Annotated in this window: 14 protein-coding genes; 12 read left to right on the forward strand and 2 right to left on the reverse strand. The window is 71.3% G+C overall.

The window, feature by feature from the left end:
- The first annotated feature begins 49 nt into the window (after positions 1-49).
- The gene (locus tag ITJ59_RS05865) at positions 50-703 is read left to right on the forward strand and encodes a spermidine/putrescine ABC transporter substrate-binding protein (protein ID WP_194650173.1); all 654 of its coding nucleotides are present in this window, start codon (positions 50-52) and stop codon (positions 701-703) included.
- Positions 704-849: 146 nt separating this feature from the next.
- On the opposite strand, the gene ITJ59_RS05870 is transcribed toward ITJ59_RS05865, so the two are convergent.
- Together ITJ59_RS05870 and ITJ59_RS05875 are read right to left on the reverse strand one after the other, a co-directional pair.
- Positions 850-1,893, reverse strand: a complete 1,044-nt coding sequence (locus ITJ59_RS05870; protein WP_323749416.1) for a LacI family DNA-binding transcriptional regulator — start codon at positions 1,891-1,893, stop codon at positions 850-852.
- Positions 1,890-2,312 (reverse strand): DUF3054 domain-containing protein, encoded by a 423-nt coding sequence (locus tag ITJ59_RS05875; protein ID WP_323749417.1) that lies wholly within the window; start codon positions 2,310-2,312, stop codon positions 1,890-1,892. Before ITJ59_RS05875 ends, ITJ59_RS05870 begins: the two co-directional genes overlap by 4 nt.
- 87 nt (positions 2,313-2,399) lie before the next feature.
- On the opposite strand from ITJ59_RS05875, the gene ITJ59_RS05880 reads away from it, so the two are divergent.
- From ITJ59_RS05880 to ITJ59_RS19570, 11 genes are all read left to right on the forward strand, one after another.
- On the forward strand, positions 2,400-3,203 hold the full coding sequence (locus tag ITJ59_RS05880) for a hypothetical protein (RefSeq protein ID WP_194650418.1): 804 nt from the start codon (positions 2,400-2,402) through the stop codon (positions 3,201-3,203).
- A gap of 285 nt (positions 3,204-3,488) precedes the next feature.
- Positions 3,489-4,646: an extracellular solute-binding protein gene (locus ITJ59_RS05885; protein ID WP_194650174.1), complete on the forward strand. Its 1,158-nt coding sequence runs from the start codon at positions 3,489-3,491 to the stop codon at positions 4,644-4,646.
- Positions 4,643-5,683 carry an ABC transporter permease gene (locus tag ITJ59_RS19565; RefSeq protein WP_194650175.1) on the forward strand — a complete coding sequence of 347 codons (1,041 nt, stop codon included), beginning with the start codon at positions 4,643-4,645 and terminating at the stop codon, positions 5,681-5,683. Before ITJ59_RS05885 ends, ITJ59_RS19565 begins: the two co-directional genes overlap by 4 nt.
- Positions 5,680-6,492 carry an ABC transporter permease gene (locus tag ITJ59_RS05895; RefSeq protein ID WP_194650176.1) on the forward strand — a complete coding sequence of 271 codons (813 nt, stop codon included), beginning with the start codon at positions 5,680-5,682 and terminating at the stop codon, positions 6,490-6,492. The genes ITJ59_RS19565 and ITJ59_RS05895 overlap by 4 nt, the downstream gene beginning before the upstream one ends.
- Positions 6,493-6,518: 26 nt before the next feature.
- Complete coding sequence (locus ITJ59_RS05900) at positions 6,519-7,595, forward strand: ABC transporter ATP-binding protein (protein WP_228511087.1); 1,077 nt, start codon at positions 6,519-6,521, stop codon at positions 7,593-7,595.
- The gene (locus ITJ59_RS05905; RefSeq protein WP_194650178.1) at positions 7,592-9,178 is read left to right on the forward strand and encodes an inositol monophosphatase family protein; all 1,587 of its coding nucleotides are present in this window, start codon (positions 7,592-7,594) and stop codon (positions 9,176-9,178) included. Before ITJ59_RS05900 ends, ITJ59_RS05905 begins: the two co-directional genes overlap by 4 nt.
- A gap of 286 nt (positions 9,179-9,464) precedes the next feature.
- Positions 9,465-10,259, forward strand: a complete 795-nt coding sequence (locus tag ITJ59_RS05910) for a hypothetical protein (protein WP_194650179.1) — start codon at positions 9,465-9,467, stop codon at positions 10,257-10,259.
- Between the two features lie 57 nt (positions 10,260-10,316).
- Entirely contained in the window at positions 10,317-11,318 is a 1,002-nt protein-coding gene (locus ITJ59_RS05915) for an ATP-binding cassette domain-containing protein (RefSeq protein WP_194650180.1), read from the forward strand.
- Positions 11,315-12,163, forward strand: a complete 849-nt coding sequence (locus ITJ59_RS05920) for an ABC transporter permease (RefSeq protein WP_194650181.1) — start codon at positions 11,315-11,317, stop codon at positions 12,161-12,163. Before ITJ59_RS05915 ends, ITJ59_RS05920 begins: the two co-directional genes overlap by 4 nt.
- 168 nt (positions 12,164-12,331) lie before the next feature.
- Positions 12,332-14,233 (forward strand): amino acid transporter, encoded by a 1,902-nt coding sequence (locus tag ITJ59_RS05925; protein WP_228511202.1) that lies wholly within the window; start codon positions 12,332-12,334, stop codon positions 14,231-14,233.
- Entirely contained in the window at positions 14,230-15,198 is a 969-nt protein-coding gene (locus ITJ59_RS19570) for a DMT family transporter (RefSeq protein WP_194650183.1), read from the forward strand. The genes ITJ59_RS05925 and ITJ59_RS19570 overlap by 4 nt, the downstream gene beginning before the upstream one ends.
- Positions 15,199-15,248 lie beyond the last annotated feature (50 nt).

Genomic DNA, 15,248 nt, shown 5'->3' on the forward strand with positions numbered 1-15,248 from the left:
GGCCCCGTGCGCCGGGGGTGATCCGTCCCTCCAGGCCTACTGTTGGGACATGGACGGCATCGACGGACGCGTGCGCAGCGCGGTCGACGTGTGGCTGCGCTGGTTGCCGCGCTGGCAGATCGGCACCGCCCGGCCGCGCACCCGCATCTGCCGGAAGTGCACCGGATCCCCGATCGCGAGTGCCGCGGGCTTCGGGCAGGACGTCCCGCACGCCGTCCAGCACGCGTTGATCGGCCGGATCTCGACCATCGTCGAGGACGCCGTCGACGACTACACGGCCAAGAACCTGCCGCTGCTGCAACGCGAACTCGAGCGGGCCGCGGCGCGGAAGCGGCACGCCGGGTACCAGCCGGCTGAGGGGTTGTCGCCCGAGTTCCAGGGCCTCGACGTCGATCCCGAGCCGTCGCCGGGTTCGCCGTTCCTGTTCACGCTCGGGGAGCTCGCGGGGACGGGCGCGGGGGAGCAGACTCCACGCGAGCCCCTGTCGGACGAGGCGAAGGCGGCGCTCCGGCACGAGATCGAGCTGTCCGACGAGTGCGCCCGGTCGACCGGTACCGCGGTCTGCCTGGCGCTCATCGACCACCGGCCCCGCATCGCGGAGGCCGGCGAGCGCCTGGTCGAGCCGCAGATCGAGGCGCTCGTGTCCGACATGTTCCGCGGGTTCGACGGCCCCGACGAGGGGCCGCGCTCAGGCTTGTTCTGAGGTGCGGGCGATGCGCGTCTGGTGCGCGGGCGCTGCGCGTCTGGTGCGAGGTTCCGTACTCGGTGCGACCTTCGTCGTGTCGCACCAAGTACGGAACCTCGCACCGTTCGCGTGCCCCTCGCACGGTGCGAGGTGCGCGCGCTCGATCAGCGGCGGAGCAATGTGCGGCCGGGGATCACGGTGCCGCGCAACGAACGGTGCTCGACCGGGCGCGCGGGGTCGTCGATGCGGCCGATGACCAGGTCGATCGCCTCGCGGCCGATGCGCTCGATCGGTTGCTCGAGCGTCGTGAAGCCGATCCACTCGCTCGCCAGCGGGTACACACCGTCGAACCCGGTGACGGAGAGGTCGCGAGGGACATCGACACCGCGACGGGCGAGCGCTTCGCAGACGTCGAGCATGAGCCGGTCGGTCGGGCACATCACCGCGGTCACGTCCGACTCGCGCACGGCGTCCACCAGGTCCGCGGCGAGGTCGTCGGGCGGCCGCACGAAGCTCGCGTCGATGTCGATGACCCGGACGCCACGCGCCCGGAGCCGCTCCACCATCGCCGACGATCGCGCGTGCTGTGTGATCGCGTTGTCGAGCGGGACGGTGAGGACCACCGCGGTGGTGTGGCCGGCGTCGGCGACCGCGTCCGCGATGGCGGCGCCACCGTCGGTCTCGTCGCAGTAGACGCTCGAGAGCGCCGGGTGCAGCTCGGGCCGACCGGCGACGACGGTGGCGATGCGTGGAGCGAACTCGGCGATGTCGGCGGACGGCATCAGGCCGCTGCAGACGACCAGGCCGTCGACGCGCATCGAGACGAGTGCTGCGAGGGCGGACTTCTCGTCCTCGACCCGACCGACGCCCGTGGTGGTGACGACGCGGTAGCCGAGCTCCGAAGCGCGGCGCTCCATCACGGCGTGCAGTGCCGTGTAGACCATGGACGACGCGTCGCGGACGAGCATCCCGATCGTGTTCGTCCGACCGCTGACCAGCCCGCGGGCCATCGCGTTGGCGACGTAGCCGAGCTCGGTTGCCGCCCGTTCGACGCGCTCGCGAGTCTCGTCCGAGAACCGTCCGGTGCCCGATAGGACACGGCTGACCGCCGACTTCGAGACGCCTGCTCGTGCGGCGACGTCGAGGATCGTCGGCTGCGACCCCCGGTTGCCGTCGACACGGCTGCCGTTCACGCTGCTGCCGTTCACGCGTCGGACGCTGCGGCGTCCCGTCCGGACCGCGACGCCGTGAACCGGAGCACACCGCGGGCGATCGCGCGCCACCCGAGCAGGAACACCCCGAGCACGATCGTCGCGACGATGACGAACGAGATCGGCAGCGGGTTGCCGTCGACATCGCCCTGGCCGGTGGCGACGCGGATCGCCAGACCGACGAAGACCGTGAGGACCCAGACCACGACGCCGGTCGGCCAGAAGCGCAGCGGCCGAGCCCAAGCTCCGCTCGTGACGTACCCGATCGCCCAGCCCGCCAGGAACGGGTACGCGGTGGTCCAGAGCGCCAGACCCGTGTTGGCCTCACCGTGCGACGAGCGTCCGATGAGGGCGAAGACGACGATGAGGACGACGTCGATGACGGCTGCGAGCCAACCCCAGGTGCGTGCGTTCACCCGCTCATTCTCGCAGCTGTTGATGCATCCCCTTGCGGCTGTGGACAGACGCGGCTGTCCACAGTTCGATCTCGCGGTCCTCGCACCGTGCGGGGCGAGCGCCTCCGCCCCGAGCAGCGGCACCACGTGCTCGTGCGATCACTCGTCGACCGGATCCGACCACGCTTCGTGGTGTCGCACCTGTCGGCGGCGGCGGTCATCGGCGTGCCGCATGTGGGCCGTTGGCCGGAGCGAGTCCACCTGATCAGACCCGGGCGTGATGCGCGGACGACAAACGCGACGTTCATCGTGCACGCCGACTTCGACCCGTCGATGGCGAGGACGTGGCGGTTCCGCGCGGACGACCTGACCGTGACGGGCTTCGACCGGACCGCTGTGGACCTCGCCATGACGTTGCCGATGACCGAAGCGGTGGTCGCCCTCGACCGACTCCTCGCCCTCGGTGCTGACCGCGACGCCGTTCTGGACGGGGTCGCGCGGCGGGGGCGGAAGGGCCGGCGCCGTGCCGTGCGGTCCGTCGGTTTCGCGGACGCCGCCGCCGACTCGGTCGGGGAGTCCCTGGTCCGGGTCCGTCTGGACGAGTACGGCGCACCCACCCCGGTGCTGCAACGACGCTTCACCACGTTCGGCGAGCCGGACATCGTCGTGGACTTCTGGCTGCCGGACCAGGGCGTGGTGATCGAGTTCGACGGTGAGGTGAAGTACCGCGATCCGCGACTGCGCGGAGGGCGGTCGGCGGAGGACGTCGTCATCGCGGAGAAGCACCGCGAGGACCGGTTGCGGTCGTTCCCTGAGGTGCGCGGTGTGATCCGGTACGGCTGGAAGGACGTCTGGGACGAGGCCGCCTTCCGCGCGAAGCTCCGGAACGCGCGGGTGCCGATGTCGCGGTGACCTCGCACGGTGCGAGGGCCGGCGCGAACGGTGCGAGGTTCCGTCTTCGGTGCGGGGCCGCGCGACAGGCACGGAGTACGGAACCTCGCACCAGAGCGCCCGAGCCGCGCCACCACCGCGCCCCGCACCCGGAGTTCACTCGGCGGCGACGCCAGCGGCACCCGGAGTTCACCCGGCAGCGCCACACTCGACCCCAGTGCGGGAACGTTCCCACAACGGCCCGCACCACCGCACCACCGCACCACCCCATCCCCAGCACCCCCCCACGGAACAGGGAGAACCCACGTGAAGACACGAGTCCTCGCCGGCCTCGCCATCGCAGCGGCCGCGACCGTCGCACTGTCCGGCTGCGTCCAGAGCGCCAACGCCTCGAACGCCGCAGACACCAGCGGTGGCACCACGAACCTCACGGTGTTCATCAGCGGCGACACGAACGTCCAGGACCTCTGGGACAAGTCGCTCATCCCCGCCTTCGAGAAGGCCAACCCGAAGATCCACGTCACCACCAGCATCGACCTGCACGGTGAGCACGACGCGCAGACCCAGGCGAACCTCGCCACCGCGGTCAAGGCCGGCAAGTCCGTCGCGTACGACCTCGTCGACGCCGGCTTCGTCTCCACCGCGGGCAAGGCCGGGCTGCTCAGCACGGTCAGCGACAGCGCGATCCCCGACCTGAAGGACGTCCCCGAGGCCACGAAGCAGCAGGGTGGCGACAGCGCCATCCCATACCGCGCCTCGAGCGTCCTGCTCGCCTACGACTCGACGAAGGTGACGAACCCGCCGAAGACCCTCGATGACCTGCTCGCCTGGATCGAGGCCAACCCGGGTCAGTTCGCGTACAACTCCCCGTCGTCCGGCGGCTCCGGCGGTTCGTTCGTGGCCACGGTGCTCGCGAAGTACCTGACCGCCGACGAGCAGAAGACGATGCAGACGACGTACGACAAGTCGCTCGAGTCGAAGTGGGACAAGGGCTTCCAGACCCTCAAGGGCCTCGGCCCGTCGACGTACCAGAAGGGCGTCTACCCGAACGGCAACGACCAGGTCGTGCAACTGCTCGGCAGCGGGCAGATCGCGATGGCCCCGGTGTGGAGCGACCAGTTCATCACCTCGCAGAAGACCGGCATCATCCCGAAGACCGTCAAGGCGATCCAGATCACCGACCCGTCGTTCACCGGCAGCGCGAGCTTCCTCGGCATCCCGAAGACCGAGCCGAAGGCCAAGAAGGCCGCTGCCGAGCAGCTCGCGAACTTCGTCCTGAGCTCCAAGGGGCAGCAGCTCGTCGCGAGTGCCGTCTCCGGCTACCCGGTGATCCCGCTCGACAGCCTGCCGGCGTCGGTCGCCGAGCAGTTCGCGGACGCGAACCCCTCGCAGCTCCGCCTCGGGTTCCAGAGCGACTTCGCCGCCGACATGAACGCGGCGTGGGACGCGAAGGTCCCGCAGTGACCCAGACCGTCCAGGACGGCCCGGCGATCGACCGGGAGGCCCGTGGCGACTCCGCCAGGGGCCTCCCGCCCGTCCCGCCGCACGTCCACGGCACGGCGGACGCCGCAGGTCGGCGCTCGGTCCAGGAGCGGCTCGACCGCCGCCGGCGCTGGCAGGGCCTCGCCCTCGTCGCAGCGCCCGTGCTCGTCGTGGTCCTGTTCGTCGGCGTCCCCGTCGTGAACGCCGCCCTGTTCAGCCTCGGGTTCACCGGCGGCCTGAACCAGGCGCTCGCGGACATCGGCGGCGACACGGTGCGCGGGTTCTCCCTCGACGTGTACGCCACACTGCTCGGCAACGCCACGTTCCTGCGCGACCTCGTGGCGACGCTCGGGGTCACCGCGCTGTCGACCGGCCTGACCGTGGCGCTGGCCGTGGCCGTGGCCGTGATCCTCCGGCTCCGCGGCGGTTTCCTCGGCAAGACCCTCAGCGTCCTGGCGGTCGTCCCACTGTTCGTGCCCGTCGTCATCGCGAGCTGGTCGATCCTGACCTTCACCGACGCGCAGGGCTTCCTCCGCAGCCTCGGTGCCCAGTTCGGACTGGACGTACCGGTGTGGGGCTACACCCTGGTCGCCGTGGTGTTCGGCAGCGTGTGGACGAGCCTGCCGTTCGCGGTGCTCATGATCGCCGGGGCGCTGCAGGGCACCCCGGACGCCCTCGTCGAGGCCGCGAAGGACGCCGGCGCGAGCACGTGGCGCGTCGTCTGGCAGGTGCTCCTGCCGATGGCGAAGACCCCGCTCGTCATCGCGACGACGTTCACGGTGATCGGGGTGCTCGGGTCGTTCACGGTGCCGTACTTCACCGGTCCGAACGCCCCGACGATGCTCGGCGTCGACATCTCGAAGTACTTCCAGGCCTACAACCGTCCGCAGCAGTCGACAGCGATGGCGTTCATCGTGTTCGCCTTCGCCGCGGCCGCGAGCGTGTTCTACCTCCGCTCGACGGTCCGGGCGAACGCGGGCGAGCTGCAGAAGCAGCGTCAGAAGCAGGAGCAGCAGTGATCAAGCGACTCACCGGGAACGCCCTCGTGTGGGCGACCGCCATCGTGCTGGCCGTGTTCGTCCTCGGCCCGCTCGGCTGGCTGGCAGCGCGGGCGTTCGCCACGACGTGGACGTACCCGAACCTGCTGCCCGACGGCTGGACGCTGCAGTGGTGGGGGACCGTGTTCGAGGACCGGAGCCTGGCGGTCGCCGTCCAGAACTCGCTCGTCCTCGCGCCCCTGACCGTCCTCGTCGCCGCGGTCGTCTGCCTGCCGGCCGCGTGGGCGATCAGCCGCATCGAGTTCCCCGGACGGCGCCTCGTCCTGGTCGGGTTGTTCGCCACGAACGCGTTCCCGAAGATGGGGCTCTTCGTCACGATGTCGGCGATGTTCACCGCGCTGAACCTCATGAACACGGTCACGGGCATCCTCATCGTGCACGTGCTCGGCTGCGTGGTCTTCATGACCTGGCTGCCCGCCGCCGCGTTCTCGGCCGTGCCCCGGTCCCTCGAGGAAGCAGCACGCGACGCCGGTGCGAGCCGCTGGCGGACCTTCTGGCGCGTCACGTTCCCGATCGCGTGGCCGGGGATCCTCGTCGCCATGGTGATGTCGTTCCTCGCCTCGTTCGACGAGGCACAGGGCACCTACCTGGTCGGCGCCCCCACCTACATGACCATGCCGACGGCGATGTACTCACTCGTCCTCAACTCCCCGCGCCAGGTCTCCGCGGTCTTCGCGATCGCGTTGAGCATCCCGTCCGTGGTCCTGCTGCTGCTCGCCCGGAAGCACATCATGGGCGGCCGCCTGGCGGACGGCTTCCAGATCCGATGACCACCACCAGCACGAAAGGCGACCAGATGACGGACGCAACCCTCGTCGCGGAACGCACCACGGGCCTCCCGGCCGACGGCAGTACGACCGACTCTGCCCGCGCCGGCGGACTCACCATCCGCGGACTGCGCAAGACGCTCGGCGGACGCGACGTCGTCGCGGGCATCGACCTCGACGTCGCGAAGGGCGAGCTCGTCTCGCTGCTCGGCCCGTCCGGGTGCGGCAAGACGACCACGCTCCGGATGGTGGCGGGGTTCCTGCCGGCCGACGGCGGCGTCGTGACGATGGGGGACCGCGACGTCACGTCGCTCGGCCCGGAGCGTCGGCCGAGCGCGATGGTGTTCCAGAACTACGCGTTGTGGCCGCACATGACCGTGACGCAGAACGTGGCCTTCCCGCTGCGGACCCGGCGTGTGCCGAAGCAGCGGGTCGCCGAGCGGGTGCGGGACGCGCTCGAACTCGTCGGGCTCACGCACCACGCCGGCTCCAAGCCGACCGCGATCTCGGGCGGTGAGCAGCAGCGTGTCGCCCTGGCCCGGGCGATCGTGCAGGAGCCCGACGTGCTGCTCCTCGACGAACCGCTGTCCAACCTCGACGCGAAGCTCCGCGTGAGCGTCCGCGACGATATCCGGCGCATCCAGCAGCGCCTCGGGATCACGACCGTGATCGTGACGCACGACCAGGACGAGGCGCTCAGTGTCTCCGACCGGATCGCGGTCATGCACGACGGCCGCATCGAGCAGATCGCGACACCGACCGAGCTGTACGCCCGCCCCGCCACCGGGTTCGTCGCGTCGTTCATCGGGTCGACGAGCCCCGTCACCGGTCGGTTCCTGGCCGGCACATCGGTCAGCCCGACCGTGGCGGACACGGTGCTCATCCGTCCCGAGCAGGTCGTGCTCGCCGCCGACGCGCCGCTCCGCGCGACCGTCGCCCGCGTGCTGATGCGCGGGCACTTCGCCGAGGTGGTGCTGGCCGCCGACGGCGCCGAGCTGCGCGCGTTCGTCACCGGAGCGCCCCCGACGGTCGGCACCGAGACCGGGGTCCGCCTCGGCGAGGTGCTGGTCTACCGTGACGGTGCGCTGCTCGAGAGCACCCGATGAGCGCCCCGGTGTCGGCGCCCGCCGACCACGTGGTCACCACCAGCCCGACCGGGAGGCCCGGCGTGCGTCCGCCACGTCTCGTCGCCCACCGCGGTGCGCCGCGCGTCCGGCGCGAGAACACCCTGCCCGCCATCGCGGTCGCCGAGGCGCTCGGCGCCGAGGCGATCGAGGTCGACGTGCGTCGCACGGCCGACGGGGTCGCCGTGCTGCTGCACGACGAGACGCTCGGCCGGATGTGGGGCGACGCCCGGCGGGTGGCCGACGTCGACTGGTGCGACGTCGCCCGGCTCGGCAACGGCCTCGACCGGATCCCGCGACTCGACGCCGCGCTCGAACGGCTCGACGGCTGCCGCTCGGTGTTGCTCGTGGACCTGACGGACGCGGCCGACGCGCTCGTCGCGGCCCGGACCGTTGCGGGGTCCACCGCGTCCACCACGGTCGCCTGGTGCGGGGCGCCGGCAGCGATGCTCGCGGTCCGCTCGGTGCTGCCTGACGCCGACGTGTGGCTCGCGTGGGAGTCGCTCGACCCGCCCACGCCGGCGGACCTCGAGGAACTGACCCCGTCGACCCTGAACCTCGACATCGCGTTCCTCACCCCGCGCACCATCGATGCCGCACACGCGCTCGGGCTGCGGGTCTCCGTCTGGACCGTCGACGAAGCCGAACCGGCCCTGTGGGCGGCACGGCTCGGCGTCGACTCGATCACCACGAACGACGTCGGCGCGATCGGTGCCGCGCTGTCGTCGGCGGAGCGGGACGGCTGGCCGGAACGGGACCGCGAACCGACCGAGACCGAGGTCGCCTCGCGCGCCCAGGCCCTGGCGCACCGCATCGCGCACGAGGTCATCGCGTTCACCCGCGAGCACCCCGTCAGCGAGGTGCACACGAAGGCGAACCCCGCGGACCTCGTCACCGACGTGGACCGTCTGGTCGAACAGCACGTCCGGTCCCGCGTCCGGATGGCGTTCCCGACGCACGGCTTCACCGGCGAGGAGTACGGCGACGCCCCCGGCGACCGGCACCGCTGGTACCTGGACCCCGTCGACGGCACCACGAACCTGGCGAACGGCGTCCCCTGGACCTCGATGTCGCTCTGCCTGACCCGCGGTGGCCGTCCGCTCGTCGGGGTCGTCGCCGACCCGTGGCGGGGCGAGGTCCTCGAGGCCCGGCGCGGACGCGGTGCCACCCTGCGCGACCGTCCGCTCCGGTTGGACGACACTCCTCGTCCGCTCGCCGGTGCCGTCGTCGGCACGGAGCTCGACGGGCACCGGCCGTGGCCCGGGTTCGGTGCGTTCCTCGACGCCCTGGCCGACCGGTCGTGCACACTGCGGGTGCAGGGATCCGGCACGTTGACCATCGCGCAGGTCGCGGCCGGACGAGGGATCGGCGGGTGTGTGTCGGCGTTCAACCCGGTCGACCACGGGGCAGCCGTGTTGCTCGTGCACGAGGCGGGCGGGGTCGTGCTGACCCGTTCCGGTCCGGTCGAGGGCTTCCCGCCGGTGGGCGAGCCGTTCCTCGTGGCGCACCCCGGCGCGGCCGACGAGCTGCACGCGGTGTGGACGGCGGCGCTCGGCGCGGGGTGAGTGGCGGCGGGACGCTGGCGCGGCCGCGCACGGTGCGTGGTCTGCGATCTGGTGCGGCGTTGTCCGCTGGGTGCGGCGCTGTGGGCGCGCACGGTGCTGCCAACCCGGCACGGGTTGTGCAGGTGCGCACGGTGCGGACTGGAGGCGCGAGGCGGGGTCGGCGCGGGCGCGACGGCGCTCGGCTGACTCTGAGCGGGCGTTCAGTCAGCGGCCGACGTGGCTCCCTAGGGTGACAGTCCACGGCTGGTCCGACCGGATCGACCGTGCCCTCGAAGGAGCATCGACCATGGGATTCCTCGACCGCCTGCTCGGACGTCCGGACCGCGACCGCACCGATGGCGTGCAGCAGTACGACGCGCAGCAGAACCAGTGGGGGCAGCCGCAGCGGCCGCAGCAGCAGGGCTACCAGTACGGCCAGCAGTCGTACCAGCAGCCCGTGCCGGTGCCGGCGTCCTCCGGGTCCGCGTCCTCCGGACCCGCCGCGACGACCGACGACGAGCGCGCAGTCGAGCGGTACCGCTACCTGCTCCGCACGGCCCCGCCGGAGCGCATCGAAGAGGTGCACGCCGAGGCGTTCGCGAAGCTGACCGACGAGCAGCGCCGCATGGTCTACGACGAGTTCACCCGCACGGCGCCTCCCGGCGAGGCCCCTCGTGGCGACGACCCGCGCTCGCTCGCACAGTCGGCGACCCGCTCCGAGATCCGCCAGCCCGGCTTCATGGAGCGGTCGCTCGGTGGCGTCGGTGGCGGTCGCGGCGGCTTCGGCGGTGGTGGTGGCCAGCGCGGCGGTCCGTCGTTCGGCAGCATGATCGGCGCCTCGATCCTCGGCACCTTGGCCGGCTACGTCATCGGATCGGCGATCATGAGCGCCTTCCTGCCGGACCCCGGATCGTTCGATGGCGGTACAGACGCTGCGGGTGACGGCGGTTCGGAGGACACTGGGAGCGATTCCGGTGACGGCGGTGCGGCCGACGGTGGCGCGTCCGATGGCGGCGGGGTCGAGAGTGCGGGCTGGGGCGACAGCGGATCCGACTTCGGCGGTGGCTTCAGCGACTTCGGTGGTGGTGACTTCGACGTCTGAGTGACGTCCGTCGCTCCACCGGACCCGGGTACCCACCGCGTCCGACGAAGGAGCGACATGGCCATCATCGAAGCCTCCGGGCTGACCAAGACCTACAAGTCGAAGTCCGGGCCGGTGCACGCGCTGGCCGGACTCGACCTGTCCGTCCCGCAGGGCACCGTGAAGGCGCTGCTCGGCCCGAACGGCTCGGGCAAGACCACGACCGTGAAGGTGCTGACCACCCTCATCACCCCGGACGAGGGGACGGCCACGATCGACGGCATCGACGTGATCGCCGATCCGCAGGCCACCCGGCGGTCCATCGGGGTGTCCGGGCAGTACGCCGCGGTCGACGAGAACCTGACCGGGTTCGAGAACCTCGAGATGATCGGACGGCTCTACCACCTGGGCCGGAAGACCTCGCGTGATCGCGCCCGTGAGCTCATCGAGGTGTTCGACCTGGCCGAGGCCGGCGACCGCCCAGTGAAGGGCTTCTCCGGCGGCATGCGACGCCGGATCGACCTCGCCGGCGCGCTCGTGATGAACCCGCGCGTGCTCTTCCTCGACGAACCGACCACGGGCCTCGACCCGCGCAGCCGGCTCGCGCTCTGGGGCATCATCGAGAGCCTGGTGGCCGAGGGCGCGACCGTCCTGCTCACCACCCAGTACCTGGAAGAGGCCGACCGGCTCGCCGATGACATCGCGGTCATCGACGACGGCCGGGTCATCGCCGAGGGCACCGCCGACCACCTCAAGGCACAGGTCGGCGGCCACCGGGTCGTCGTGACCCTGGTGCACGAGACCGACGGCGACGCCGCGACGACCGTCCTGCGGCGCTACGGCGTCGGTGACGTCGAGGTGTCCGGTGACGGCCGGACCCACGCCATCGCGGTCGAGGCCGGGCCCACCGCCCTGCAGCGGGTGCTCGCCGACCTGGGTGACGCGGGTGTCGAGCTCCACGACGCCGGCATGCGCCGACCAACCCTGGACGACGTGTTCCTGCGGCTCACCGGCCACGCCGCGACCGAGGACGAGACCGACGGAGCCGCCACCACCAAGCAGAAGGAGGCGGCCCGATGACCGCCACGACCGTCGCACCGGGCCGGCAGCTGCCCGTCGTCGTCACCTCGCCCCTGGCGATCTGGTTCGAGGACGGCTGGACCGTCACCAAGCGGAACCTCATCAAGATCAAGCGGTCACCGGACATGCTCGTGTTCGCGGTGCTGCAGCCGATCATGTTCGTCCTGCTCTTCAGCCAGGTCTACGGCGGCGCGATCGCGGTCGCGGGCACCGATTACACGCAGTTCCTGATGGCGGGCATCTTCGCGCAGACCGTCGTGTTCGGCGCCACGTTCTCCGGATCCGCGATGGCGCAGGACCTGAAGGAAGGCCTGATCGACCGGTTCCGCACGCTGCCGATGTCGGCGTCAGCGGTCCTCGTCGGCCGGACCAACTCCGACCTCGTGCTCAACTCGATCTCGATGGCGATCATGATGCTCACCGGACTGGCCGTCGGGTGGCGGGTCAACTCGTCGCCGCTCGAGTTCCTGGCTGGCATCGCCCTGCTGTTGCTGTTCAGCTACGCGTTCAGCTGGGTGATGGCGCTGCTCGGCATGAGCGTGAAGACGCCGGAGGTGATCAACAACGCGTCGTTCATGATCCTGTTCCCGCTGACGTTCATCTCGAACGCCTTCGTCCCGAGCGACACGCTGCCGCTGGTGCTGCGGGTCTTCGCCGAGTGGAACCCGGTGTCGTCGCTGGTGCAGGCGGCGCGCGAGCTGTTCGGCAACGTCGGGTCCGCCCCGGTGCCGGACATCTGGACGATGCAGCACCCGATCGTGACGGTGCTGATCGGGATCGCCGTGATGCTCGTGGTGTTCGTGCCCTGGGCCGTGAACAAGTACACACGCATCAGCGCGAAGTAGCAGTCGTCCACAGGTGCCGCCAGGGTGCGCGCGGGCGACACCCGGACCGCTTAGCATCGTCCTCGTGACCACGACAGAGTCCTCGTGACCGCGACAGACGCCGAGCGGGCCGCCCAGCGCGACGCCACGGAGCCAGCCCTCGACCGCAGCACCCGACTGCGTCGCTGGATGCTGCAGGGCGCCCACCAAGGGGCGTCCCACCAGGGACCGCACCAGGTCGAGGTCGAGAAGACCCACTCGTGGTGGCGGGTCATGTGCCTGACCGGTGTCGACTACTTCTCGACCCTCGGGTACCAGCCGGCGATCGCCGCGCTCGCAGCCGGGCTGCTGTCACCGATCGCGACCATCGTGCTCGTGCTCGTCACGCTCTTCGGGGCGCTGCCCGTGTACCGCCGGGTCGCGAGCGACAGCTTCCGGGGCGCCGGCTCGATCATGATGCTCGAGAAACTGCTGCCGTGGTGGGCCGGCAAGCTCCTGGTGCTCGTCCTGCTCGGGTTCGCCGTCACCGACTTCATGATCACGATGACCCTGTCGGCGGCGGACGCCACGGCGCACATCGCCGAGAACCCGTACACGCCGCACTGGTTCACCGAGATCCCGGTGCCCCTCACGCTCGCGCTGCTCCTGTTGCTCGGCCTGGTGTTCCTCCGCGGGTTCAAGGAGGCGATCGGCATCGCCGTGGGGCTCGTCGCGGTGTTCCTCGCGCTGAACGCCGTCGTCGTCGTGGTCGCGCTCTGGCACGTCTTCGAGCACCCGATGGTCGCCAGCGACTGGTGGTCCGGGCTGACCGCGCAGCACAGCAACCCGCTCGTGATGATCGGCATCGCACTCGTGGTGTTCCCGAAGCTCGCGCTCGGCCTGTCCGGGTTCGAGACCGGCGTCGCGGTGATGCCGCAGGTGCGGGGCGACGCGTCCGACGACACCAGTGCCCGACCCGAGGGACGGATCCGCGGCACGAAGCGGCTCCTGACCGTCGCGGCCGTGATCATGAGCTCGTTCCTCATCACCTCGTCGATCGCGACGACGTTCCTCATCCCGCAGCACGAGTTCCAGCCGGGCGGCGGTGCGAACGGCCGGGCCCTGGCGTTCCTGGCGCACCAGTACCTCGGTGGCGTGTTCGGCTCGATCTACGACTTCTCGACCGTCGCGATCCTGTGGTTCGCCGGTGCGAGCGCGATGGCCGGCCTGCTCAACCTGGTGCCGCGCTTCCTGCCCCGGTACGGCATGGCCCCGCAGTGGGCGCGGGCGACCCGGCCGCTCGTCATCATCTTCACGCTCATCGCCTTCCTGATCACGATCGTCTTCCGGGCCAACGTCGACGCGCAGGGTGGGGCCTACGCCACCGGCGTGCTCGTCCTGATCACCAGCGCCGCGGTCGCCGTCACCCTGTCGGCCCGGCGCAAGCAGCAGAAGAAGCGCACCGTCGCGTTCGGCATCATCTCCGTCGTGTTCGTCTACACCACCGTCGCGAACGTCATCGAACGGCCGGACGGCGTCCGGATCGCCGCGATCTTCATCATCGCCATCGTCGTGGTGTCGCTCGTCTCGCGCGTTCGCCGGTCGTTCGAACTGCGGGCGTCGTCGATCGAGCTGGACGCCACAGCCCGGCAGTTCGTCGAGGCCGATGCCGACCAGTTCAGCTCGGTGTGCATCATCGCGAACGAACCGGGTGCCGGCACCGCCGAGGCGTACCGGGCGAAGGGCCGCGAGGAACGCCGTGACTCCGGCATCCCGGCACGGGTCCCGACGATGTTCCTCGAGGTCCTGCCCGCCGACTCGTCCGACTTCGAGGAGGACCTGCTGGTCGAGGGGCACGTCGTGCACGGGCACCGCGTGCTCCGGGTGCGGTCGGGCAACGTGCCGAACACCATCGCCTCGACGCTGCTCGCGATCCGTGACACCGCGGGCGTCGTCCCGAGCATCTACTTCGAGTGGAACGAGGGCAGCCCGATCCGGAACGCCCTGCGGTTCGTGTTCACCGGTGTCGGCGACGTCGCACCCGTGACGCGCGAGGTCCTGCGCGAAGCCGAACCCGACGTCCACCGCCGCCCGTCCATCCACGTCTCGTGACGGTGTCCGCGGGCCCCCGCGGCACACCGGCCCCGGTCGGCGGACTCGCCGCCGTCGTGGTCGCCGCGGCTGTGTGGGGGACCACGGGCACCGCGACGCACTTCGCCCCGGGGGTACCCGCGTTCGTGTTCGGCGCGGTCACCTTCGGGATCGGCGGCCTGGTGCTCGCCGCCGTGGCCGGCCGCGGGACCGTCCGAGCCGTCGCCGAACGGCGCACCCGGGGCTGGGCGCTCCTCGGTGCCGCCGCACTCGTGGTCTACGCGGTCGCCTTCTACGCCGCCCTCGCCGACGCCGGTGTCTCGCTCGGCACCACCATCGCCATCGGGTCGTCGCCCGTGTTCGCCGGACTGGTCGAGTGGGTGTCGGACAGGAGGCCCGTCACGAGCAGGTGGGTCGTCGCCACCCTGGTGAGCGTGGCCGGCATGGTCGTCGTGACGCTGGCGCGCTCGGAGCACGGCGGTGGTGGGGGAGCACTCGCGCTCGGGATCGCCAGTGCCCTGCTCGCCGGGCTGACCTACGCGCTGTACTCGTGGGCGGTGGCACGGGGGCTGCACGCGGCGGCCGGGACGGTGTCGGAGCCGGGCGGCCCGGGTGCGGAAGCCGTGGCAGCCGGGCTACCGAACGGCCGCGGGCTGGTCGGCGCCGTGTTCGGGCTCGCTGCAGTGCCGCTCGTCGTGCTCGTGTTCGTCGCCGGAGCGCCGTTCCTCGGCGACGCGGGCAACTGGCCGGTGTTCCTGTACCTGGCCGTGGTGCCGACCGTGCTCGGCCACTCGCTGTACGCCGTCGGCCTACGGTCGGTCGGGGCCTCGGTCGCGACGCTGGTGTCGTTGCTCGAGCCGGTGATCGCCGCGGTGCTGGCGGTCCTGGTGGTGGGGGAGCACCTCGGAGCGGCGGGGTGGGGTGGCATCACGCTCGTGGTGGTCGGGCTCGCCGTGCTGGCGCTCCCGGGGCGACGCCGGCGCTGACGTGGGTCTGGGCTGCCCCGTGCCCGTGCCCGTGCCCGGGCACGCCGTCG

The sequence above is a fragment of the Curtobacterium sp. VKM Ac-1393 genome (genome assembly GCF_015350995.1).
Taxonomy (GTDB): domain Bacteria; phylum Actinomycetota; class Actinomycetes; order Actinomycetales; family Microbacteriaceae; genus Curtobacterium.